A 20,501-nucleotide genomic window follows, 5' to 3' on the forward strand; every position below is an offset into this window, starting at 1 on the left:
AACTGTCATCCAAGCCGCGGGGTGCGGCGCAGATCGCAGATCAAAAACCCCGCGACCGACACCAACAGGAGAGTGTGATGAATCTGAAAACCGTTCTGATGGGCGCCGCCGCATCGCTGGCCTTGGCCCCCGCCGCCTTTGCCGAACGCGGCAGTGATGGCCAGCTGAGCCTGATTTTGTGGCAAGCGCCGTCATTGATGAACCCCTATCTGTCGGGCGGGACCAAGGAAACGCTGGCGGGCAGTCTGGTTCTGGAACCGCTGGCCAGCTATGATCCCGATGGCAATATCTTTGCCCGTCTGGCCGCCGACATCCCCACCGTCGAAAATGGCGGCGTGGCCGAGGACTACACCAGCATCACCTGGAAGCTGAAAGAGGGGCTGAAATGGTCCGACGGCAGCGATGTGACCGCCGATGACGTTGTGTTCACCGGCGAATATTGCATGGACGAAGCGGGCGGCTGTTCGCGCATGGCCAAATTCGAAGGCGTGCAGTCGATCGAGGCCATCGATCCGCTGACCGTGCGCATCACCTTTACCGGGCCGCGCCCGGATCCGTATTCGGCCTTTGTCACCTATGAATCGCCGATCCTGCAAAAGGCGCAGTTCGAAAACTGCAAGGGCGAGGCCGCGCCGACCTGCACCGATCAGAACTTTAACCCCATCGGCACCGGCGCGTTTAAGGTCACGCGTTTTCTGACCAATGACAGCATTTCGTTGGAAGCGAACCCCGAATATCGCGACCCGGCCAAGCCCGCCTTTGCCACCGTTCTGGTCAAAGGTGGCGGCGATGCCGCAGGCGCCGCGCGGTCGGTTCTGGAAACCGGCGAATTTGACTATGCGTGGAACACCCAGCTGGCCCCCGATGTCATCGCCGGGATGGAGGCCGCAGGCCGCGGCAAAGTCAGCGCCGCATTCGGCAGTCTGGTGGAACGCATCCATGTGAACCTGACCGACCCGTCATCGTCCTGGCCCGAAGGGGAACGGTCGACGACCGCGCATCCGCACCCCTTCCTGTCCGATCCGGCGGTGCGTCAGGCGCTGTCCATGGCCATTGACCGCGAATTGCTGGTCGAAATCGGCTATGGCCCGGCGGGTCAGCCGGTCTGCAACTATGTCCCCGCGCCTGCGGCCTGGGCGTCGGACAACACCGACTGTCTGACCCAGGACATTGACGGCGCGAACGCCCTGCTGGATGAGGCCGGTTGGGTCAAAGGCGCAAACGGCATCCGCGAAAAAGACGGCGTGCCGTTGAAGATGGTTTACCAGACATCCGTCAACGCCGTGCGTCAGGATTTTCAGGCGCTGATCAAACAGTGGTGGTCGGAAATCGGCGTTGAGACCGAATTGAAAGCGATTGACGCGTCGGTCTATTTCGGCAGCGATCCGGGGTCGCCCGACACGCTGCAAAAATTCTATGCCGATGTGCAGATGTATGCGGATAACTTTGCCGGCACGAACCCCGCGCCGTATCTGGGCAAATACACCTGCGCCAACATCGCCAGCCCCGCAAACCAGTGGCAGGGCGAAAATGTCAGCCGCTATTGCGACCCGGAATTTGACCGGCTGATGACCGAAATGGATACCACCTATGACGCCGACGAACGCGCGGCGCTTGGGCGGCAGTTGAATGATATGCTGACCAAAGACAGCAACGCGATCATTCCGCTGGTCTATCGCGGGACGGCGTCGGCCCATGCCAACAGCTTGGGCGGGGTTGCGCTGAACGCGTGGGATTCGGAAATGTGGAACATCGCCGATTGGCACCGCATTAAGTAAGCCCCTATCGGCCCCCGTTTCGCGACGGGGGCCGTCACCCTGACATCAAGGAAACGCTCCATGATCCGCCGCAGCCTTTTGACCGGCACCGCAATCGCGATTGCCGCCACCGCAGCCTATGCCGAACGCGGCAGCGACGGCGAATTGCGGATCATCTACTGGCAAGCGGCATCGACGCTGAACCCGTATCTGTCCACGTCGGGCAAGGATGTGGACCCGGCTTCGCTGGCACTGGAACCGCTGGCGGGTCTGGATGGTGACGGCAATCTGGTGCCGCGTCTGGCGGCCAGCATTCCGACGCTGGACAATGGCGGCATTGCGCCCGACCATCAGTCGATCACATGGACTCTGCGCCCCGATCTGGTCTGGTCCGATGGCAGCGCCGTGACCGCACAGGATGTGAAATTCACCGCCGATTATTGCATGGCGCCGGGGTTTGGCTGCGCCGTTCTGGCCCGGTTCCAAGGCATCTCGTCGGTCGAGGTGATCGACGACCTGACCGTCCGCATCCATTTCGACGCGCCGAAATTCGCGCCTTATCAAGCCTTTGTCGGATCGCGCGTGCCGGTGTTGCAGGCGGCGCAGTTTGACGGCTGCATCGGCCCGGCGGGCGCGGCCTGCACGGCGCAGAACTTTGCCCCCATCGGCACGGGGCCGTTTGTCGTGACCGATTTCCGGCCCAATGACGTGGCAACCTTTGCCGCCAATCCGCATTACCGCGACCCGGCTTTGCCTGCCTTTGACCGCGTTCTGGTCAAAGGCGGCGGCGATCCGTCCGGGGCGGCGCGCGCCGTTCTGGAGACCGGCGAATTTGATTTCGGCTGGAACCTGATGATCGCGCCCGAGACGCTGGCGCAAATGGAATCAGCGGGGCGCGGCAAAACCTTTGCCAGCTTTGGCACCATGGTGGAACGGATCGAACTGAACCAGACCGACCCATCGTCAGACCTTGGCGCCGAACGGTCCACGCTGGCCCATCCCCACCCGTTTCTGACCGATCCGGCGGTGCGTCAGGCGCTGTCCATGGCGATTGACCGCGATTTGCTGGTGGAAATCGGCTACGGTATGGCGGGGCGGGCGACCTGCAACATCGTTCCCGCGCCTGCGGATTTTGTCTCTGACAACACCGCCTGTCTGACCCAGGACATCGAGGGCGCGAACGCTCTGCTGGATCAGGCGGGATGGACGCGCGGGGGCGACGGCATCCGCGCGCGCGACGGAGTGCGGTTGTCGGTGGTGTTCCAAACCTCGGCCAATGCGGTGCGTCAGGATATTCAGGCCTTGGTCAAACAATGGTGGTCCGAAATCGGCGTTCATGCCGAATTAAAGGTCGTGGATGGCAGCGTGTTTTTCGGCGGCGATCCGGCCAGCCCGGACACGATCCAGAAGCTGTTCGCCGATGTGCAGATGTATACCAACAGCTTTGATAACCCCGACCCCGAAGCGTATATGACCAATCTGACCTGCGCGCGCATCCCCAGCCCGGACAACCAGTGGCAGGGCAACAACTTTGCCCGATTCTGTGACGCGGATTACGATGCGGGTGTGGCGGAACTGCGCCAGACCGCCGGACGGGCCGAACGCGCCGAGTTGGTCAAACGCCTGCAAGACATACCGACCAAAGACACCAACATCCTGATCCCGCTGGTGCATCGCGGCATGGTGTCGGCGCATACCAATTCGCTGGTGGGTGTGGTCCCGAACGCGTGGGAAAGTGACCTGTGGAATATCGAAACCTGGCACCGTTCGGAATAACTCTATGCTGAATTTTATCATCCGCCGGCTGTTGTTGGCGATTCCGACGCTGCTGTTCATTTCGCTGGTGATTTTCCTGCTGTTGGAAATGTCGCCGGGCGATCCTTTGGCCGATGTGCCGCTGACCGTCCCCCCCGAGGTGCGCGAACGGATGCGCGCCGCATTAGGTCTGGGTGAGCCATGGCCCGTCCGCTATGTCCTGTGGCTGAAACAGTTTTTCTGGGTCGAGCCGCTGTATTGGTTCGACCGCGCCACCGGCACCGGCTTTGCCGACGGGATGCAGCGGATCATCAGCTTTCAGTCGCGCAGCCCGGTGTTTGACGTGATCGCGCAGCGTCTGCCGCAGACTCTGACGGTGGTGGGGCTGTCCTATATCGTGGGGATCCTGATTGCGCTGCCGATTGGGATTATCTCGGCCTATAAACAATATTCGTGGTTCGATCAGATCGGCACGTTCATTTCGATGATCGGCTTTTCGATGCCCACGTTTTTCACCGGCGTGCTGCTGATCATTATTTTCGCGGTCAATTTGCAGTGGTTTCCGTCGGTCTATAACACCACGCTGGTGGTGCGCGATTGGGACAGTTTTCTGGCGCAGGCGCGGCAGATGGTGATGCCGGTCACGGTGCTGGCGCTGTATAACGCCGCGCAGATCAGCCGCTATATGCGGGCATCCATGCTGAACAACCTGTCGCAGGATTACGTCCGCACCGCCCGCGCTAAGGGTCTGTCCGAACGCAAAGTCGTGCTGAAACACGTTCTGCGCAACAGCCTGATCCCGGTGATCACCGTCATTGCGCTGGGCCTGCCGGCGGTGTTTGGCGGCGCGATCATCACCGAACAGGTGTTCAAGGTGAACGGGCTGGGCCAGTTGCTGATCTCGTCCATCCACGCCAATGACATTCCGATGGTGCTGACGCTGACCTTTATCTTTGCCATTCTGATTGTGGTGTTCACGCTGATTGCGGACATCCTGTATGGCATCCTTGACCCCCGGATTCGCTATGACTGACGCCGCCGCACCTGAAAACCGCAGCCAATGGGCCGATATCTGGCGCCAGTTCCGCCGCAGCCGGGGCGCGATGATTGCGCTGGTTCTGTTCGTGGGGATCATCCTTTTTGTGTCAGTCGGGCCGCTGTTGTGGACGCTGGACCCGACCTATGTAAACATCCGCGCGCGCAATCAGGGCTTTAGTCTGGCCCATCCGTTAGGCACCGATCATCTGGGCCGCGATCTGCTGGCGCGGCTGATGGCCGGGGGGCAGGTGTCCATTGCCGTGGGCCTGACCGCCATGGTCATCGCCATTGTTCTGGGCAGCGCCATCGGGATTTTGTCGGGCTATTTCCGGCGGCTGGATGCGCCCTTGATGCGGATGACGGAACTGTTTCTGGCGCTGCCTCTGTTGCCGCTGCTGCTGTTGATGGTGACGCTGTTTCGCGATCCGTTGTCCAAGAACTTTGGCACCGGGTTGGGGATGTTTTTGCTGATCGTGTCTGCGATTGGCGCGACCAGCTGGATGCAGGCCGCTCGCATCGTCCGGGGCGAGGTTCTGGGCGTCAAGGAACGCGAATTTATTCTGGCCGCGCGGTCCATCGGCACGCCGCCCATGCGCATGATCCTGCGCCATATTCTGCCGAATGTGCTGTCGCCGATCATGGTCGCCGCCACGCTGGGCATTGCCACCGCCATCATCACCGAATCGGCGCTGTCCTTTCTGGGCTTGGGCTTCCCGCCGGATTTCCCGACCTGGGGGCGGTTGCTGTTTGATGCCATTGACCAGATGGTTCTGTATCCGTGGCGGGTGATCTTTCCCGGCGTGATGATTTCGCTGACGGTGTTGTGTGTGAATTACATCGGGGATGGTTTGCGGGATGCCATGGACCCGCGTATTCGGGGGCGGTAGCCGGGGGCCAGCCGTCAAGCCGGGGGCCAGCCCCCGGACCCCCGGGATATTTGTGCCAAGATGAAAGAGACGCCGGTTCGCGGTTGGTGAGCGGTCCAGCCCGCGCCGCGAGGGGGCATTCGATGGGGAAAGGTTCGCTGGCCTTTTCCTGATCCGTCTCACCCCGGGATATTTGCGCCAAGATGAAAAAGCTGTCGGTCTGCGTGGAAACCGGGTTCGCCTTCGCCTAAGTAGAGGGCGGATGAGCAGGTAAAGGGCGGCAGATGGGGCTGGGCGCGACATTGTTATCGGGGATCGGGCTGGGCGATCCGGTCGTGCGGCTGGGCGTCACCGGGCTGACACGCGCGGGCAAGACGGTGTTTATTACGTCTCTGGTCGCCAATCTGCTGGACCGGGGCCGGATGCCCGCGCTGCACGCGGCGGCGAATGGGCGGCTGCGCGCGGTGTGGCTGCAACCGCAGCCCGATGACACGATCCCGCGCTTTGATTACGAACGCCATCTGGCCGCGCTGACCGGCCCCACCCCGTTTTGGCCCGAAGGAACCCGCCATGTCAGCCAGTTGCGCCTGTCGATGCGGCTGGAAACCGGGGGGATGCTGTCGGGGCTGACGGGCGCGCGCACGCTGCATTTGGATATTGTCGATTATCCGGGCGAATGGCTGCTGGACCTGCGCCTGATGGAGAAATCCTTTGACGATTGGTCGGCGGAAACCCTGTCGCGGTTGCCGGGGCGTCCGGGGGCGGATGCGTTTCTGGCGGCTCTGTCCGGGCTGCCGACCGATGCCGCGATGACCGAGCCGCTGGCGCAGGGGCTGGCCGAGACCTATACCACCCATCTGATTGCGGCGCGGGATGCGGGCTGGGCCGATTGCACGCCGGGGCGGTTTTTGATCCCCGGCGAATTGGCCGGATCGCCCGCGCTGACCTTTGCGCCGCTGCCGCCGCCGATGCTGGACAGCCCGCTGGGGCGCGAATTCCGCCGCCGCTTTGACGCCTATAAATCGCGGGTGGTGCGGCCGTTTTTCCGCGACCATTTCGCGCGCATTGACCGGCAGGTGGTGTTGGTCGATGTGCTGGGCGCCATTCACCAAGGCCCCCGCGCGACCGAGGACACCCGCCGCGCCATGGCCGATATTCTGACCGCGTTTCGCCCCGGTCGTCTGGGCTGGCTGTCGCAATTGCTGGGGACGCGGCGCGTGGAACGCATCCTGTTTGCCGCGACCAAGGCCGATTATCTGCATCACGAACAGCATCCTCGGTTAACGGCGATCCTGACCGCTATGCTGCGCGAGGCCCGCGACCGCGCCGATTTTTCCGGCGCGCGGACCGAGGCTATGGCCATTGCCGCCCTGCGCACCACGACCGAAGATGTGATCCGCCAGAACGGCGACGACCTGCCCGCCGTGCGCGGACGGTTGCGCGACGGGCGGCAGGCGGCGTTCTATGCCGGGGATTTGCCGGCGGAGCCGTCGGTTCTGCTGCATCCGGCACGGGATGGGGCGGATCGCTGGCTGGATCAGGATTATGGCGTGATGAATTTTCAGCCCGCACCCCTGACGCTGCGCCCGGGTGACGGCCCGCCGCATATCCGGCTGGACCGCGCCGCCGAGTTCCTGATCGGAGACCGCCTGTGACCGACATCCCAAACGCCCCGAGGCCGCGCGGCCCGGTCATCATCCCCATCGACGACCGCCCCGAACCTATCCGCGACGATCCGCCCCGGCGCGGACCTGAACCGCATCGCCCCGAACCGAACGCCCCCCGGCGCGGCCCGGTTCACGCCGACACCGCCGACATCCCGAACCCCGCCGACGCCGCGCCCATCGACGCCCCCGACAGCGCCCTGCCGCAGCCGCGCACCATGCAGATGGTCACGCGGCTGGTCGGGCGGCGTCCGTCGCGCCTGACGCGGCTGTTCCTGCAATCGGGCGCGGCGCTGTTTGCGTTTCTGCTGACGGTCGCGGCGTGGAACTTTGTCACCGGGCTGATGATGGCCTGTCCGCTGTTGGGCTGGGTCGCGGTTGTGCTGCTGGCGCTGTTTGTGCTGGCGGGTCTGGGCATGGCATTGCGCGAATTTCTGGCGTGGCGGCGCTTTGCCCGCGTCGAAACCGTGCAGCGTCAGGCGGCGGCGGCATTGGCCGATGATGATCTGGGGCAGGCGCGCCGGGTCGCGGATGATCTGGCGCGGCTCTATGCCGGGCGGCCCGAATTGGACTGGCACCGCCAGCGGCTGACCGACCGCATGGATGACGCATTGGATGCGCGCACGCTGCTGACACTGGCGGAAACCGAAATGCTGGCCCCCCTGGACGACCAGGCCCGGCGCGAGGTCGAAGCCGCCGCCCGCAGCGTTGCCGCCGTTACGGCGCTGGTTCCGCTGGCACTGGCCGATGTGATCGCGGCACTGGCGGCCAATCTGCGGATGATCCGGCGCATGGCCGAAATCTATGGCGGGCGCGCGGGGGCTGTGGGGGGCTGGCGGCTGGCGCGCACGGTCATCACGCATCTGGTCGCGACCGGCGCGGTCGGGGCCGCCGATGATCTGATCAGCACCGTGGCGGGCGGCGGCGTGCTGTCCAAGGTCAGCCGCCGCTTTGGCGAAGGCATCGTGAACGGCGCGTTAACCGCCCGCGTCGGCATCGCCGCGATCGAGGTGTGCCGCCCTCTGCCCTTTATCGCGCAACCCCGGCCAAAGGTGAAAAATCTGGTCAGTCGGGGGCTGGCGGGGTTGTTTGGCAGCGACGACCGCGCGCGTTGAGTCGGCGTTGCTTTCGTGTGGAGAGCTGCCCGGGGGTTTCACACCCCCGGACCCCCGTGGGATATTTTCGCACAGAAGATAATCAGTGCAGTATCTGGGCGTCAGTGCAGCATCCCGTCATCGGGCTGATCCCCGAAATAGGGTTGCATCTGCGCGATGATCACCGCGTTTTCGGCCAGTGCGCGGTCCATCAGCGCGCGTTCGTCGGCGTCGATGTCGTGGCCTTCGGCGATGCGTTCGTCCAGCGTGCCATATCCGGTCACGTCCAGCGGCGCCATATCGGCCTGTTTCAGGATGGCGACGGTTTCGCGCACGGCCTCGGCCTCATCCTTGCCGGCGGCATAGCAGACCAGACCGGCCCCGGTTGCGCCATCGGGCAGGCCGTCGCCCTCGCGCCGGCCCAGTTCAACAACAAGCGTGAAAACCTTCATCGCGTCCTCTCTTTTACGGGTGGGGATAGGGGGTTAGGCTGTCCCCCGCAAGAGATGGGGGAGCCATGAGCAAAAGTTTAGCCCGCGTGCGCGCGGCGTTGCAGGATGCGGGCGCGGATGTGCAGGTGTTGGAAATGCCGGGCAGCACCCGCACCGCGCAAGAGGCCGCCGATCAGGCCGGGTGCGCCTTGGATCAGATCGCCAAGTCGATCATTTTTCAGGGGCAGGCGTCCGGCCATGTCGTGTTGTTTCTGACCGCAGGCGGCAATCGCGTGGACGCAGGCCGCGCGGCGGCGGTTGCGGGTCAGGAATTGGGCCGGGCGGATGCGGCGCTGATCCGCGCGGAAACCGGCTTTGCCATTGGCGGCGTCGCGCCGGTGGGGCATCTGCGCCCGGTAACGGCGTTTTTCGATCCGCGTTTGCTGGATTTTCCGACCGTCTGGGCGGCGGCTGGCACGCCGCGCCATATTTTCGCGATTGCGCCGGATCGGCTGCTGGCCCTGACCGGCGCGACACTCGCCGATTTTACCGCATAAAAAAGCCCGGGTTTATGCCCGGGCTTTTCTGGATCAGTTGCGGGCCTTATCGACCATTTTACCTTTGGAAATCCACGGCATCATTTCGCGCAGTTTCGCACCGACCTGTTCGATCTGATGTTCGTCATTGATGCGGCGCGTCGCCTTGAAGGACGGCTGGCCGACGGCATTTTCCTGCATAAAGTCGCGCACGAATTTGCCGGTTTGAATATCGGTCAGAACCGCCTTCATCCGCGCCTTGGTTTCGTCATAGGGTAGGATGCGCGGGCCGCTGACATATTCGCCATATTCCGCGGTGTTGCTGATGGAATAGTTCATGTTGGCGATGCCGCCTTCATAAATCAGGTCAACGATCAGCTTCACTTCGTGCAGACATTCGAAATAGGCCATTTCGGGTTCATACCCAGCCTCGACCAGCGTTTCGAAACCCATGCGGATCAGTTCCACCAGACCGCCGCACAGAACCGCCTGTTCGCCGAACAGATCGGTTTCACATTCTTCGCGGAAATTGGTTTCGATGATGCCCGAACGCCCGCCGCCAATGGCCGAACAATAAGACAGCGCAATATCCATGGCCTTGCCCGTGGCGTCCTGATGGACCGCGACCAGACAGGGAACGCCGCCGCCTTTGGTGTATTCGCCGCGCACGGTGTGGCCCGGACCTTTGGGCGCCATCATGATGACGTCAACGCCGGGTTTCGGTTCGATCAGCCCGAAATGCACGTTCAGACCATGGGCGAATGCAATCGCCGCACCTTCGCGCAGATTGTCATGGACGTATTTTTTATAGGTTTCCGCCTGCAATTCGTCGGGCATGGTGAACATGATCACATCGGCCCATTTCGCGGCTTCGGCGATCTCCATGACCTTCAGGCCCTCACCCTCGGCCTTGGCTTTGGACGGGCTGCCGTCGCGCAGCGCCACGACGACATTTTTTGCGCCCGAATCGCGCAGGTTCAGCGCATGGGCGTGGCCTTGGCTGCCATAGCCCAGAATCGCCACTTTTTTATCTTTGATCAGGTTCACGTCGCAATCGCGGTCGTAATAAACGCGCATCTCAGCATCCTTCCATTTGCTGACATGACTATAACGCGCGCCGCAGCGCAGAAAAGTGCAATTATCACAAAAATTGCGCCTTGTGTGAAATGATCATGCCCTGTTATGCGTAAAAATATGGATTTCATACCGGACAGCACCGATCGTCGCATACTTCGTCAGCTTTTGGCGGAACCCGATGCCGCAACCGCTGTGCTGGCGGAACGGGCGGGGGTGACGCAGGCCAGCCTGTGGCGGCGGCTGGACCGGATGACGCAGGCGGGCGTGATCCGCGCGCAGCAAACCCGCATCAATTGGCGCGCTTTGGGGTGGGAGGTTGAGGTGTCCCTGCGCTTCACATTGGACAAAACCAACCCGCGTGCGTTCGACGAATTTCAGGACGCGGTGCGTCAGGTTCCCGAAGTCACGGAAATTCAATCTTTTTTGGGCAGCGTTGACTGGCGCGTGTCGGTGGTGGCGCGCGATATGGCGCATTGGCAGCAGGTGTATCGCGAACGCATCCTGACCCTGCCCCATATTGCGGATATTGACGCGCTGATGCTGGTGTCCACGATCAAAGACAGCACAGAGCTGGCGCTGTGACCGGGCCAGACGCCACCGATCTGGCGATTCTGCGGCTGTTGGCGGGGGATGCCACGTTAAGCGCCGCGGAAATCGGGCGCGCGGTCGGGATTGGCCAGCCTGCGGCGTGGCGGCGGATCAAACGGCTGAGCGATCAGGGCGTCATCGCGGGGCGGCGGGTGGTGCTGGACACCGCCGCGTTAGGGTTTGGCGTGACGGTGTTTCTGGGCATCCGGCTGGCCGCCAAGGGCCGCACCAGTCTGGATGATTTCGAACGCGCCATCACCGCCATTCCCGAAGTGCAACTGGTCCAGCATGTGCTGGGCCAGTTTGATTACCGCCTGCGCATCACCGCCCGCGACATTTCCGACTTTGAACGCATCCTGCGCCGGCGGATCATGACCCTGCCCGGCGTCGGTCAGGTCGAAGCGAACGTCATGCTGTCCGAAGAACGCCGCCCCGGCCCGTTAGGTTAATCGCCCGGAATGATCCGCACGGCACCGCGCGCGGCACTGGTCGTCATCGCGGCATAGGCGCGCAGCGCGGTGCTGACCTGACGTTTGCGAGGTTTCGCGGGCTTCCACCCGGCGGCGTCTTGGGCCGCGCGACGCGCGGTCAGTTCGTCATCCGGCACCACCAATTCGATCACGCGGTTCGGAATGTCGATGCGGATGGTGTCGCCCTGCTGCACCAGCCCGATCAGGCCACCTTCGGCGGCTTCGGGCGACACATGGCCAATCGACAGCCCCGATGATCCGCCCGAAAACCGGCCATCGGTGACAAGCGCGCAATCTTTGCCCAGCCCTTTGGATTTCAGATAGCTGGTCGGATACAGCATTTCCTGCATCCCCGGCCCGCCGCGTGGCCCTTCGTAACGGATCAGAACGACCTGCCCCGCCGTGACCTTGCCGGTCAGGATGCCCGACACAGCGTCATCTTGGCTTTCGAAAATATGGGCCGGGCCTTCAAACGTCAGGATGGATTCGTCCACGCCCGCCGTTTTCACGATGCACCCATCAAGGGCCAGATTGCCATACAGCACCGCCAGCCCGCCATCGGTCGAAAACGCATGATCCGCCGACCGGATCACGCCGCTCTGCCGGTCCAGATCGACCGAGTCATAGCGCCGATCCTGCGAAAAGGCGGTTTGCGTCGGCACGCCCCCCGGCGCCGCGCGAAAGAAATCATGGACCTCGGGCGAATTGGTGCGCGCAATGTCCCACCGATCCAGTGCGTGCGCCATGGTTTCGGCGTGAACCGTGCCAACATCGGTTTTCAGCAAACCGGCACGGTCCAATTCGCCCAAGATCGCCATAATGCCACCGGCGCGGTGAATATCCTCCATATGCACATCGGCCTTGGCGGGGGCGACTTTGCACAGAACCGGCACCTGACGCGACAGGCGGTCGATGTCGGACATGGTGAAATCCACGCCCGCTTCATGCGCAGCGGCCAGCAGATGCAGCACGGTGTTCGTTGATCCGCCCATGGCAATGTCCAGCGTCATCGCGTTTTCAAACGCCGCCATCGTCGCAATCGACCGAGGCAGAACGCTGGCGTCGTCGTTTTCATAATACCGCCGCGCCAGATCGACGACCAGACGGCCCGCCTGCAAAAACAACTGCTTGCGGTCGGCATGGGTGGCCAGCGTGGACCCGTTGCCGGGCAGAGACAGGCCAAGCGCCTCGGTCAAACAGTTCATCGAATTGGCGGTGAACATGCCCGAACACGACCCGCAGGTCGGGCAGGCCGCCTGTTCAATCGCCTGCACATCGGCGTCTGATACGCTGTCATCGGCGGCGGCGATCATCGCATCGACCAGATCCAGCGGTTTATTCGTGCCGTCTTGCAGCACGACCTTGCCCGCCTCCATCGGGCCGCCGGACACGAACACGACGGGGATGTTCAGACGCAGCGCCGCCATCAACATGCCGGGGGTGATTTTGTCGCAATTGCTGATGCAGACCATGGCATCGGCGCAATGGGCGTTAACCATATATTCCACCGAATCCGCGATGATTTCGCGCGACGGCAGCGAATACAGCATCCCGTCATGGCCCATGGCGATGCCGTCATCCACGGCAATGGTGTTGAATTCCTTGGCGATGCCGCCCGCGGATTCCACCTCGCGGGCGACCATCTGGCCCAGATCCTTCAGATGGACATGCCCCGGCACGAATTGGGTAAAGCTGTTGACGATGGCAATGATCGGCTTGCCAAAATCGCTGTCCTTGACGCCGGTTGCCCGCCACAGGCCGCGCGCGCCAGCCATATTGCGGCCATGGGTGGTTGTGCGGGAACGATAAGCGGGCATGGTTTCCTCCGGGGCTTGGCTTACTTATGTTGCGTTTAGCACCCGTTGGCGGCAATGAACATTCCCAAGATCACCGCACGCCCAATCCCGCCCGCATCATCAGCCGCCGCACCGGAGCGATGCCATAAAGCGCCCCCAACCCCGCCGCGCGCAAATCCCGCAGCGGGCGCGCGCCCATCTGGCTGGCGCGGTTCAGCGCGTCGATGCCGATAATGCGCGCCATGCTTTCGGGGCGGCGGGTGCGGTTGTAACGGTCCAGCGATTCGGCGCTGCCGGGATTGTCGCGCGACAGGTCCAACAGCGCGGCCAGATCGGCCAGCGACATATTCAGCCCCTGCGCGCCAATGGGGGGCAGGACATGCGCGGCCTCGGCCATCAGGGCGGTGCGGGGGCCGCTGTAGCGGTCGGCGATCTGGCTGATGATCGGCCATTGCGTCAGGCGGGTGGCCTGTTCCAGCCGGCCCAGAACGCCCGCCGACCGCGCATTCAGTTCGGCGTTGAAATCATCGCGTGACAGCGCGGCCAGACGCGCGACATTCGCGCCGCTTTCCATCCACACCACGGCGGACGATGGCCTCCCGTCCCGATCCGGCAGCGGCACCAGCGTGAACGGCCCGCCGGATCGGTGAATTTCGGTCGAGACATTGTTATGCGGAAACTCATGCGTGACGGCAAAGGCCAATGCCTTTTGCCCATACCGGAACGTCCGCACCCCGATGCCCAATGCCTGACGCACCGGCGAATCGCGCCCGTCAGCGGCGACCAGCAGACGCGCCCTTATGCGGCGGCCATCGGTCAGGGTGACAATCGCGCCTTCGTCGCGGGCCAGAACCGCCGCCGTGCCGGTGCCGGGTTGAAACCGCACGGTTTGCAACTGATCCAGCCGCGCCGCGATTTCCCGCCGCAAGAGCCAGTTCGGCAAGTTCCACCCAAAGGGCTGGTCGCCCAATTCGGATGCGTCGAAATCGCGGGTCAGCCGGGCGCGGGGTTCCGCCCCGCCTGCATCGACAATGCGCATGATCTGCAAGGGCGTGGCGTGACCGGCCAGCCGGTCCCACAACCCGATCCGGTCCAGCAGATCAACCGATGGGGTCAGAAAGGCCGTGGTCCGCAAATCCGACCCGGCGGCGGATTCGTCCGTGACCGGCGGCGCAGGGTCCACACACAGGGTCGAAAACCCCTGCGCGCCGAATGCCGCCGCCGCGATCAGCCCGGCGATCCCGCCGCCGGACACCAGAATATCGACATCCTCGACCCCGTGCATCGGGGTCAGTTTCCGGCGGTGAACAGCAACAGCACGCCAAACACCACCAGCGTCAGGGCCATTCCCAAAATCCCCAGACCCGGCAGGCCAAAGACGGCAAACACCGCCACCACCAGCAGCACCACCACCAACAGCGCGGCGAAGATGTTGCGAATCAGGGTCGGGCTTTCATAATTTTCGTCGGTCATGATCGGTTCCTTATGCGGGCGCGTTCTGCGTAACAGTTTAGCCGCCGTGCCGCCCTGCGACAATGGCGCGCAGAAACGCCGTCAGGTCATCGGTCTGGAATTGCACATGCGCCCCGTGCTGCGTGCCGACGGGCAGCGCGTCCGGCCCATGCCGCCCCGGCCCGACCAGCACCGTGCGCATCCCCATGACGTCCGGCACAATCAGATTGCGGGGGTCATCTTCGAAAAACGCGGCATGGGTTGGGTCGATGTCTGCCGCAGCCAGCACCGCGTCATAGGCGCGGGCGTCCGGTTTTGGATGAAACCCCGTTTCCGCAATGCCATACACCCCGTCAAACCCCGACACCCCGCGCCGCGCCAGCACCTGCCCCGCATAGCCCGCATCGGCATTGGTGTGAACGATCTTGCGCCCCGGCAGGGCGGCGATCGCGTCGTTCAACGCCGGATCGGGCCGCAGCGCGCCAAAATCAATGTCATGCACCCGCGCCAGATAATCGCCCGCATCAATCTGATGCTGCGCCATCAACCCGGCCAGCGTGGTGCCATGCTGGCGCCAGTATTCCGCCCGCAAATGGTCGGCATGGGCGCGATCCACGCCCAGCAGGTCCATGACATAATCCGTCATTCGCGCTTCGATCTGGGGAAACAGCGCGGTTTCGGGGGGATACAGAGTGTTATCCAGATCAAAAATCCAGACGGTGACATGCGAAAAATCCATGCCTCTGTCGTAGCGCGGCGCGAGGCGGGTTGCAATTCGGGCGCGCGCGGCGGATCGTGGCGGGATGAAAGACGCCTATTCCCTGATTTTGGCCGCGATTGAATCCGGCACCTATCGCCCCGGCGACCGTCTGGTCGAATCCGAACTGGCGGAACGGTTCGGCGTGTCCCGCACCCCCGTGCGCGAGGCGCTGCAACGGCTGGAAACGCAGGCCATGCTGGTGCGCGACGGGCGCAGCCTGATCGTGGCATCGCTGGATCACAACCAACTGGCCGAACTCTATACCGTGCGGGCAGAACTTGAGGCTTTGGCCGCGCGTCTGGCCGCCCGCCACGCCACCCCGGAAGAAGTCCGCGTTCTGGCGCAAATGGTGGATGACGACCGCCGCGCCCAAAACGACCCTCAGGCTTTGGCCCGCGCCAATAAACGCTTTCACCGGCAAATCCATCTGGCGTCGCATAACCGTTATCTGGTGCAGCAACTGGATCTGGTGCATCGGACCATGGCCCTGATGGCGCGCACATCCCTGTCGGCCGAAGGGCGCGGTGCCACCACCATCGACGAACACGCCCGCATCGTGGACGCGATCGCCGCCGGTGACGGAGCCGCCGCCGATCAGGCGCTGCGGGCGCATATCTCGATGGCATGGGAAACGCGGCTGAAGCTGGAGGCGCGGGCCGGTGGCTGACGCCCGCATCGACACCGACGCCGATATTGCGGCGGGGGTGGCGCATCTGGTGCGGGTCTGTCCGGTCTGGGCGCGGGTGCTGCCGGATTTGTCGCCTCTGCCGCTGCGGCGCAGCCCGGACGGGTTCGGCGCGATCCTGTCCGCGATTGTCGGGCAACAGATTTCCGTGGCCGCCGCCGCCGCGATCCGCGCCCGGATGGAGGCCGCGAACCTGACCACCGAATCCGCCATCCGCGCGGCAGGTGATGACGACCTGCGCGCGGCGGGGCTGTCGCGCGGCAAGGCGCGGTATCTGCGCGCCGTGGCCGATGCCGGGATCGACTGGGACGGGTTGCGCGCCCTGCCCGACGATCAGGCGATTGCGACGCTGACCGCGCTGCCCGGTATCGGCGTCTGGACCGCCGAAATCTATCTGATGTTTGCGCTGGGCCGCCCCGATGTGCTGCCCGCCGCCGATCTGGCGTTACAGGAATCGGCGCGGATGCTGTATGATCTGGACGCCCGCCCCACCCCTGCCGTGCTGCGGCGTCTGGCTGACCCTTGGGCGCCATGGCGCGCGGTTGCGGCGCGGGGGCTGTGGGCCTATTACCGACATGCAAAAGGACGCGAGGGAATAACATGACCGCCTTAACATCGCCACGCAAAGGCCCGAAAACCGCCGATTCGGTCGTGGTGTTCCTGCACGGATATGGCGCGGATGGGGCCGATCTGCTGGGTCTGGCCGACCCGCTGGCCCCGCATCTGCCGACGACGGCGTTCTATGCCCCAAACGCGCCGGAACGCTGCGCCAACAATCCGATGGGCTATCAGTGGTTCCCGATCCCGTGGCTGGACGGATCAACCGAGGATCAGGCCCGCGCATCCATGGCCGTGTCGGTGGACGCCGTGAACGCGTTTCTGGATCAGGTCCTGACGGACGAAGCCATCAGCGCCGACCGTCTGGTTCTGGTCGGCTTTTCCCAAGGCACGATGATGTCGCTGCATATCGCGCCGCGCCGCGATCAGGCGGTTGCCGGGGTGGTGGGCTTTTCAGGTCGCCTGCTGGTGCCAGAGCTGTTGGCCGATGAAGCGCGCGTCAAACCGCCGGTCATGCTGATTCACGGCGATCAGGATGACATGGTCCCCTTTGCCGATATGAATCTGGCCGGTCAGGCGTTGCAGGACGCAGGGTTCGACGTTTACGGCCATGTGATGAAGGGAACCGGCCACGGCATTTCGCCTGACGGGCTGTCGGTGGCACTGGCCTTTATCCGCGACCGTCTGGGTTAACCGGCCCCATTAACCGGCCCACGCCGGAACGGGGTCCAATCGGCAAGGGCGGTGATTTCATCGCCCACGGCATCCCGTTCCTGATCCAGATAATCCGACAGAGCGCGCAAAAACCCCGCATCCTGCACCCAATGCAGCGAATGGATCGGCACCGCGCGATAACCGCGCGCCAGTTTGTGTTCGCCCTGCGCGCCGGCTTCGACGCGGGTCAGGCCGTGGGCAATCGCGTGGTCGATGGCCTGATGGTAACACAGTTCAAAATGCAAAAACGCGTGGTCCTGAACGCAGCCCCAATACCGGCCATAAATCGCATCCGGCCCCAGAAAGTTCAGCGCCCCCGCAATCGGCACCCCGTCCTGTTCGGCCAGAACCAGCACCACATCATCCCGCATCGTATCATGCAGCGCGTCAAAGAACGCCCGCGTCAGATAGGGCTGCCCCCATTTGCGCGCGCCGGTGTCCTGATAAAACGACCAGAACGCGTCCCAGTGATGGGGCTTCAGATCATCGCCGCGCAGATGCCGGATCGCTCCGCCAAAGGACTGCGCCCGCGCGCGTTCTTTGCGCAGGTCTTTGCGTTTGCGCGATGACAGCGCGGCCAGAAAATCGTCATAGCAGCCGTAACCATCGTTCAGCCAATGATATTGCTGCGTCACGCGCGGCAGAAACCCCACCTGCGCGCCGATGTCGGATTCGGTTTCGGTGCAGAACGTCACATGCGCGCCCGACGCCCCCACATGGCCCGCCACCTGCATCAGCCCCGCCAGCAAAGCCGCCCGCGTATCGTCATCCCGCGCCAAGAGCCGCGCCCCGGTGGCGGGCGTAAACGGCACCGCGCATTGCAGTTTCGGGTAATAATCGCCCCCCGCCCGCGCATAAGCCTGCCCCAGGCGTGATCGAAAATATATTCGCCCTGACTGTGACCCTTGGCATAGACCGGCGCGGCACCGACGATCTGCCCGTCCTGTTCCAGCGTGATATGCAGCGCCTGCCACCCCGTCCCCGGCCCGACCGACCCTGACGATTCCAGTGCCGCCAGAAAACGATGCGTTGTGAAGGGGTTGCCGTCGGTTAAGGCGTCCCAGACCCCTGCGGGGATCTGGTCAATGGCGGCGTGCGTGGTCAGGGTCAGCGGTGACATAGCGCCAAGATAGGACATAACGGGCGGAAAGGAAGGGGGGCTTTGGGCGGAGAGCGCCGGGGGCCAGCCCCCGGACCCCCGGGATATTTAAGCCAAGATGAAAGGGCGGGGGGGGGAAGCAAGAGGACGGCGGGCGGCGCTGAGGCCGGTGTGCAGGGGGGCGCCCCCTGCACGTCCCAAGAGGGGTGCGCCGCAGGAAGGGGCAGGCGAGTGGGTGCCAGCCGCCAGCTCGCCCCAAAGGGGCGGGCCGTGCGTTAGGCTGAGCGGCGCGTTAGGGGCGGATCGTGCCGTTGCCGGTGACCAGATATTTGAAGCTGGTCAATTGTTCCGCCCCCACCGGGCCACGGGCGTGCATTTTGCCGGTGGCGATGCCGATTTCCGCGCCCATGCCGAATTCGCCCCCATCCGCGAATTGGGTCGAGGCGTTGCGCATCAGGATCGCGCTGTCCAGCCCGTTGAAGAAGCGCGCGGCGGTTGCGTCGTTTTCGGTCAGGATGGATTCGGTGTGCTGGCTGCTGTGGCGGCGGATGTGGTCGATCGCCCCGTCCACCCCGTCCACCAGCCGCGCGGCGATGATGCTGTCCAGAAATTCGCGCCCGAAATCATCGGGATTGGCGGGCGTCGTGCCGGGGATCTGCGCCAGTTCCCCATCGGCGCGCACCTGCACACCGGCCGCCAGCAGATCGTCAATCAGGACCGCGCCGTGACGCGCGTAAAAGCCTCGGTCGATCAGCAGACATTCCGCCGCGCCGCACACCCCCGTGCGCCGCGTTTTTGCGTTCAGCACCACCCGGCGCGCCTTGTCCAGATCGGCGTCAGCATCGGCATAGATGTGACAAATCCCGTCCAGATGCGCGAAAACCGGCACGCGGGCCTGTTCCTGCACCAGACTGACCAGCCCTTTGCCGCCGCGCGGGATGATGACGTCGATCAGCCCCTGCGCGGTCAGCATGGCGGTGACGGCGGCGCGGTCTCGGGTCGGGACCATCTGGATCGCGGTTTCCGGCAGATTGGCCGCGCGCAGCCCCGCGACCATGCAGTCGTGAATCGCGGCACTGGAATGCAGGCTTTCGGATCCGCCGCGCAAAATCACCGCATTGCCGGATTTCAGCGCCAAGGCCCCCGCATCCGCCGTCACATTCGGACGGCTTTCGTAAATCACGCCGATCACGCCAATGGGGGTGCGCACGCGCTGAATATGCAGGCCGTTGGGGCGGTCCCATTCGGTGATCACCTGCCCGACCGGATCGGGCTGTTCGGCAATCGCGCGCAACCCGTCCTGAATCCCGCGCAGCCGGTCGGGGTTCAGCGCCAGCCGGTCCAGCATGGCATCCGTCAGCCCTTTGTCGCGGGCCAGTTCCAGATCGCGCGCATTTGCGGCCAGAATCGCATCGGTGCGGTCGGCAAGCGCATAGGCCGCCCCGATCAGCGCCGCATGTTTGCGTTCGGCCGAGGCCGTGCGCAGGACCACAGCCGCCTGCTGCGCGTCCCGCCCCATCTGCGCAATCAACGCGCCTGCATCCTGATGATCCAACATGTCCGCCCCCCGTTTGGCAGTTTTGTATCATGGCGCGGGGGTCAAAGGCAATATGTCGTTGCGTGACATTCGGGGGCGCTTGGTCTGGAATGGGGGATATGCCGATGACTGATCTGTCGCCCATCTGGGGCAAAATCGCGGGGACAATCTGAGCCGTGATCGGCACCGCGATGCTGGCCACGGTGCCGCATGACAGCGCATGGATCGGGCCGATGGTCGCGGTTGGGTTTCTGCTGGCAGTGTCGGGGCTGGTCACGCTGTTAATGCCGCCACGCCGCAAACCGCAGAAAAGGCGCGAACACATCAACCTGACCCTGCATCAGACGGATGGCGCATGGACGCATTACAGCGCCGAACAGGTCCAGACCGATGACCGGGGGCGCGTGGTAAAGCAGATGGGCCGGTTTCGCGGGCCATTGCCGCCGGACGATCACTGAAAAGGGGAAAATGGCGCGGTTGACGGGGCTCGAACCCGCGACCCCCGGCGTGACAGGCCGGTACTCTAACCAACTGAGCTACAACCGCGCATTTTGTGGCGAATTTCGTTCTGGTGATGGCGCGGTTGACGGGGCTCGAACCCGCGACCCCCGGCGTGACAGGCCG

20 protein-coding genes, 1 tRNA gene and 1 pseudogene are annotated in these 20,501 nt (G+C 63.9%); 13 read left to right on the forward strand and 9 right to left on the reverse strand.

The window, feature by feature from the left end:
* Nucleotides 1-77 precede the first annotated feature (77 nt).
* The 6 genes from Q4G20_RS07890 to Q4G20_RS07915 all read left to right on the forward strand — a co-directional run bounded on the left by Q4G20_RS07890 (nucleotide 78) and on the right by Q4G20_RS07915 (nucleotide 8,195).
* Complete coding sequence (locus Q4G20_RS07890) at nucleotides 78-1,778, forward strand: peptide ABC transporter substrate-binding protein (protein WP_303342873.1); 1,701 nt, start codon at nucleotides 78-80, stop codon at nucleotides 1,776-1,778.
* Nucleotides 1,779-1,838: 60 nt separating this feature from the next.
* On the forward strand, nucleotides 1,839-3,533 hold the full coding sequence (locus Q4G20_RS07895) for a peptide ABC transporter substrate-binding protein (RefSeq protein ID WP_303342874.1): 1,695 nt from the start codon (nucleotides 1,839-1,841) through the stop codon (nucleotides 3,531-3,533).
* A gap of 4 nt (nucleotides 3,534-3,537) precedes the next feature.
* Nucleotides 3,538-4,545, forward strand: coding sequence for an ABC transporter permease (locus tag Q4G20_RS07900; protein ID WP_303342875.1), 1,008 nt, complete (start codon nucleotides 3,538-3,540; stop codon nucleotides 4,543-4,545).
* The gene (locus Q4G20_RS07905; RefSeq protein WP_303342876.1) at nucleotides 4,538-5,437 is read left to right on the forward strand and encodes an ABC transporter permease; all 900 of its coding nucleotides are present in this window, start codon (nucleotides 4,538-4,540) and stop codon (nucleotides 5,435-5,437) included. The genes Q4G20_RS07900 and Q4G20_RS07905 overlap by 8 nt, the downstream gene beginning before the upstream one ends.
* A 263-nt stretch (nucleotides 5,438-5,700) precedes the next feature.
* Nucleotides 5,701-7,071: a YcjX family protein gene (locus Q4G20_RS07910; RefSeq protein ID WP_303342877.1), complete on the forward strand. Its 1,371-nt coding sequence runs from the start codon at nucleotides 5,701-5,703 to the stop codon at nucleotides 7,069-7,071.
* A 5-nt stretch (nucleotides 7,072-7,076) separates the two neighbouring features.
* Complete coding sequence (locus Q4G20_RS07915; protein WP_303342902.1) at nucleotides 7,077-8,195, forward strand: YcjF family protein; 1,119 nt, start codon at nucleotides 7,077-7,079, stop codon at nucleotides 8,193-8,195.
* Between the two features lie 101 nt (nucleotides 8,196-8,296).
* Here the strand turns inward: Q4G20_RS07915 and Q4G20_RS07920 are convergent, their stop codons facing one another.
* Entirely contained in the window at nucleotides 8,297-8,626 is a 330-nt protein-coding gene (locus tag Q4G20_RS07920) for a hypothetical protein (RefSeq protein ID WP_303342878.1), read from the reverse strand.
* Nucleotides 8,627-8,691: 65 nt separating this feature from the next.
* Between Q4G20_RS07920 and Q4G20_RS07925 the strand changes: the two genes are divergently transcribed.
* Nucleotides 8,692-9,162: a YbaK/EbsC family protein gene (locus Q4G20_RS07925; RefSeq protein WP_303342879.1), complete on the forward strand. Its 471-nt coding sequence runs from the start codon at nucleotides 8,692-8,694 to the stop codon at nucleotides 9,160-9,162.
* A 33-nt stretch (nucleotides 9,163-9,195) separates the two neighbouring features.
* On the opposite strand, the gene ilvC is transcribed toward Q4G20_RS07925, so the two are convergent.
* Nucleotides 9,196-10,218, reverse strand: a complete 1,023-nt coding sequence (gene ilvC / locus Q4G20_RS07930; protein ID WP_303342880.1) for a ketol-acid reductoisomerase — start codon at nucleotides 10,216-10,218, stop codon at nucleotides 9,196-9,198.
* A gap of 126 nt (nucleotides 10,219-10,344) precedes the next feature.
* On the opposite strand from ilvC, the gene Q4G20_RS07935 reads away from it, so the two are divergent.
* Both Q4G20_RS07935 and Q4G20_RS07940 read left to right on the forward strand, forming a co-directional pair.
* Nucleotides 10,345-10,800, forward strand: a complete 456-nt coding sequence (locus Q4G20_RS07935; RefSeq protein WP_303342903.1) for an Lrp/AsnC family transcriptional regulator — start codon at nucleotides 10,345-10,347, stop codon at nucleotides 10,798-10,800.
* Nucleotides 10,797-11,255, forward strand: coding sequence for an Lrp/AsnC family transcriptional regulator (locus tag Q4G20_RS07940; protein ID WP_303342881.1), 459 nt, complete (start codon nucleotides 10,797-10,799; stop codon nucleotides 11,253-11,255). Before Q4G20_RS07935 ends, Q4G20_RS07940 begins: the two co-directional genes overlap by 4 nt.
* On the opposite strand, the gene ilvD is transcribed toward Q4G20_RS07940, so the two are convergent.
* The 4 genes from ilvD to Q4G20_RS07960 all read right to left on the reverse strand — a co-directional run bounded on the left by ilvD (nucleotide 11,252) and on the right by Q4G20_RS07960 (nucleotide 15,263).
* On the reverse strand, nucleotides 11,252-13,093 hold the full coding sequence (gene ilvD / locus Q4G20_RS07945; protein WP_303342882.1) for a dihydroxy-acid dehydratase: 1,842 nt from the start codon (nucleotides 13,091-13,093) through the stop codon (nucleotides 11,252-11,254). The genes Q4G20_RS07940 and ilvD overlap by 4 nt on opposite strands.
* 70 nt (nucleotides 13,094-13,163) lie before the next feature.
* Nucleotides 13,164-14,357: a UbiH/UbiF family hydroxylase gene (locus tag Q4G20_RS07950; protein WP_303342883.1), complete on the reverse strand. Its 1,194-nt coding sequence runs from the start codon at nucleotides 14,355-14,357 to the stop codon at nucleotides 13,164-13,166.
* A 5-nt stretch (nucleotides 14,358-14,362) separates the two neighbouring features.
* Entirely contained in the window at nucleotides 14,363-14,545 is a 183-nt protein-coding gene (locus Q4G20_RS07955; protein WP_303342884.1) for a hypothetical protein, read from the reverse strand.
* A 37-nt stretch (nucleotides 14,546-14,582) separates the two neighbouring features.
* The gene (locus Q4G20_RS07960; RefSeq protein ID WP_303342885.1) at nucleotides 14,583-15,263 is read right to left on the reverse strand and encodes a pyrimidine 5'-nucleotidase; all 681 of its coding nucleotides are present in this window, start codon (nucleotides 15,261-15,263) and stop codon (nucleotides 14,583-14,585) included.
* A gap of 64 nt (nucleotides 15,264-15,327) precedes the next feature.
* Between Q4G20_RS07960 and Q4G20_RS07965 the strand changes: the two genes are divergently transcribed.
* Genes Q4G20_RS07965 through Q4G20_RS07975 form a run of 3 tightly spaced genes read left to right on the forward strand, consistent with a single transcriptional unit; the run spans nucleotide 15,328 to nucleotide 17,220 of the window.
* Entirely contained in the window at nucleotides 15,328-15,951 is a 624-nt protein-coding gene (locus Q4G20_RS07965; protein WP_303342886.1) for a GntR family transcriptional regulator, read from the forward strand.
* A complete protein-coding gene (locus tag Q4G20_RS07970; RefSeq protein ID WP_303342887.1) occupies nucleotides 15,944-16,573 on the forward strand; it encodes a DNA-3-methyladenine glycosylase in 630 nt (209 codons plus the stop codon). The genes Q4G20_RS07965 and Q4G20_RS07970 overlap by 8 nt, the downstream gene beginning before the upstream one ends.
* Nucleotides 16,570-17,220, forward strand: coding sequence for an alpha/beta hydrolase (locus Q4G20_RS07975; RefSeq protein ID WP_303342888.1), 651 nt, complete (start codon nucleotides 16,570-16,572; stop codon nucleotides 17,218-17,220). Before Q4G20_RS07970 ends, Q4G20_RS07975 begins: the two co-directional genes overlap by 4 nt.
* Here the strand turns inward: Q4G20_RS07975 and Q4G20_RS07980 are convergent.
* Together Q4G20_RS07980 and Q4G20_RS07985 are read right to left on the reverse strand one after the other, a co-directional pair.
* A pseudogene (locus tag Q4G20_RS07980) lies at nucleotides 17,217-18,379 on the reverse strand (GNAT family N-acetyltransferase). The gene Q4G20_RS07975 and the pseudogene Q4G20_RS07980 sit on opposite strands and share 4 nt — an antisense overlap.
* 253 nt (nucleotides 18,380-18,632) lie before the next feature.
* Nucleotides 18,633-19,898: a glutamate-5-semialdehyde dehydrogenase gene (locus Q4G20_RS07985; protein ID WP_303342889.1), complete on the reverse strand. Its 1,266-nt coding sequence runs from the start codon at nucleotides 19,896-19,898 to the stop codon at nucleotides 18,633-18,635.
* A 155-nt stretch (nucleotides 19,899-20,053) separates the two neighbouring features.
* Here Q4G20_RS07985 and Q4G20_RS07990 point away from each other — a divergent pair, with 155 nt between their 5' ends.
* A complete protein-coding gene (locus Q4G20_RS07990) occupies nucleotides 20,054-20,335 on the forward strand; it encodes a hypothetical protein (protein WP_303342890.1) in 282 nt (93 codons plus the stop codon).
* Nucleotides 20,336-20,346: 11 nt separating this feature from the next.
* Here Q4G20_RS07990 and Q4G20_RS07995 read toward each other — a convergent pair.
* Nucleotides 20,347-20,423: transfer RNA gene (locus Q4G20_RS07995), tRNA-Asp, on the reverse strand.
* Nucleotides 20,424-20,501 lie beyond the last annotated feature (78 nt).

The organism is Paracoccus sp. (in: a-proteobacteria), assembly GCF_030538495.1.
Taxonomy (GTDB): domain Bacteria; phylum Pseudomonadota; class Alphaproteobacteria; order Rhodobacterales; family Rhodobacteraceae; genus Paracoccus.

What these genes read in the sequence shown, in the direction of transcription:
- Q4G20_RS07890 (WP_303342873.1), top strand. Translation starts at nt 78, where the DNA reads ATGAATCTGAAAACCGTTCTGATGGGCGCCGCCGCATCGCTGGCCTTG.
- Q4G20_RS07895 (WP_303342874.1), top strand. Translation starts at nt 1,839, where the DNA reads ATGATCCGCCGCAGCCTTTTGACCGGCACCGCAATCGCGATTGCCGCC.
- Q4G20_RS07900 (WP_303342875.1), top strand. Translation starts at nt 3,538, where the DNA reads ATGCTGAATTTTATCATCCGCCGGCTGTTGTTGGCGATTCCGACGCTG.
- Q4G20_RS07905 (WP_303342876.1), top strand. Translation starts at nt 4,538, where the DNA reads ATGACTGACGCCGCCGCACCTGAAAACCGCAGCCAATGGGCCGATATC.
- Q4G20_RS07910 (WP_303342877.1), top strand. Translation starts at nt 5,701, where the DNA reads ATGGGGCTGGGCGCGACATTGTTATCGGGGATCGGGCTGGGCGATCCG.
- Q4G20_RS07920 (WP_303342878.1), bottom strand. Translation starts at nt 8,626, where the DNA reads ATGAAGGTTTTCACGCTTGTTGTTGAACTGGGCCGGCGCGAGGGCGAC.
- Q4G20_RS07925 (WP_303342879.1), top strand. Translation starts at nt 8,692, where the DNA reads ATGAGCAAAAGTTTAGCCCGCGTGCGCGCGGCGTTGCAGGATGCGGGC.
- ilvC (WP_303342880.1), bottom strand. Translation starts at nt 10,218, where the DNA reads ATGCGCGTTTATTACGACCGCGATTGCGACGTGAACCTGATCAAAGAT.
- ilvD (WP_303342882.1), bottom strand. Translation starts at nt 13,093, where the DNA reads ATGCCCGCTTATCGTTCCCGCACAACCACCCATGGCCGCAATATGGCT.
- Q4G20_RS07950 (WP_303342883.1), bottom strand. Translation starts at nt 14,357, where the DNA reads ATGCACGGGGTCGAGGATGTCGATATTCTGGTGTCCGGCGGCGGGATC.
- Q4G20_RS07955 (WP_303342884.1), bottom strand. Translation starts at nt 14,545, where the DNA reads ATGACCGACGAAAATTATGAAAGCCCGACCCTGATTCGCAACATCTTC.
- Q4G20_RS07960 (WP_303342885.1), bottom strand. Translation starts at nt 15,263, where the DNA reads ATGGATTTTTCGCATGTCACCGTCTGGATTTTTGATCTGGATAACACT.
- Q4G20_RS07965 (WP_303342886.1), top strand. Translation starts at nt 15,328, where the DNA reads ATGAAAGACGCCTATTCCCTGATTTTGGCCGCGATTGAATCCGGCACC.
- Q4G20_RS07975 (WP_303342888.1), top strand. Translation starts at nt 16,570, where the DNA reads ATGACCGCCTTAACATCGCCACGCAAAGGCCCGAAAACCGCCGATTCG.
- Q4G20_RS07985 (WP_303342889.1), bottom strand. Translation starts at nt 19,898, where the DNA reads ATGTTGGATCATCAGGATGCAGGCGCGTTGATTGCGCAGATGGGGCGG.